The sequence below is a fragment of the Burkholderia sp. COPS genome, from assembly GCF_019425585.1.
In the GTDB taxonomy this organism is placed as follows: domain Bacteria; phylum Pseudomonadota; class Gammaproteobacteria; order Burkholderiales; family Burkholderiaceae; genus Burkholderia; species Burkholderia cepacia.
The window spans coordinates 1-560 of sequence record NZ_WIXR01000101.1 but is presented as its reverse complement, the minus strand read 5'-3'; the positions used below and the strand labels follow the sequence as shown (position 1 = coordinate 560).

Below are 560 nucleotides of genomic sequence, written 5' to 3'. Positions count from 1 at the left end.
GCGCGTTCACGAACGCGGGCATGCAGCGTTCCTAACGGCATGCGCGGCGTCGATGGCCCGCTGTTCCTTCAATCGCATGCCGGAGCCGAGATCCGAGGAGGCCTCGTGGCAGACAAAGTCAATGAGCAGGTTACCGACGCGCTGACGCAGACCAATGTCAACGTCGTCGCGGGATCCCCGGCCCAGGCGCTGGGCATGCTTTACCAGATGTTCAGCCAGGCCGTCGGCATCTCGGCGCAGAACATGACGCAGCAGCAGGCGGCGCTGAACCAGATTTCGAACGCCGTCGTGTCGAAGGCGGTGGCCATGATCCTGTCCGTCGAAGCGTCGCCGAAGCCGGCATCGGGCGGCGCGGCGCAAGCCCCGGCGGCCGGGCCGCAGACGGGTTCCACGCATTAGTCGACTCTCGGGATACCTGAACCATGAACATGAAAGGCCTTTTGGGCGGGCGCGGCGACGGTGCGCCGCAGGCGCCGCACGATGGCGCGCCCGCGGCAGCAGGCGCAACGACGCCGGCCGACGCAACGACGCCCGCCGATGTCGCGCCGCCCGTCGCGCCG

The 560-nt window shown here is 68.6% G+C and carries 1 protein-coding gene; it reads left to right on the top strand.

Annotation, left to right across the window (positions count from 1 at the left end):
- Positions 1–105 precede the first annotated feature (105 nt).
- A complete protein-coding gene (locus FOZ70_RS37725; RefSeq protein WP_021157938.1) occupies positions 106–399 on the top strand; it encodes a RebB family R body protein in 294 nt (97 codons plus the stop codon).
- The last annotated feature ends 161 nt before the right edge of the window (positions 400–560 follow it).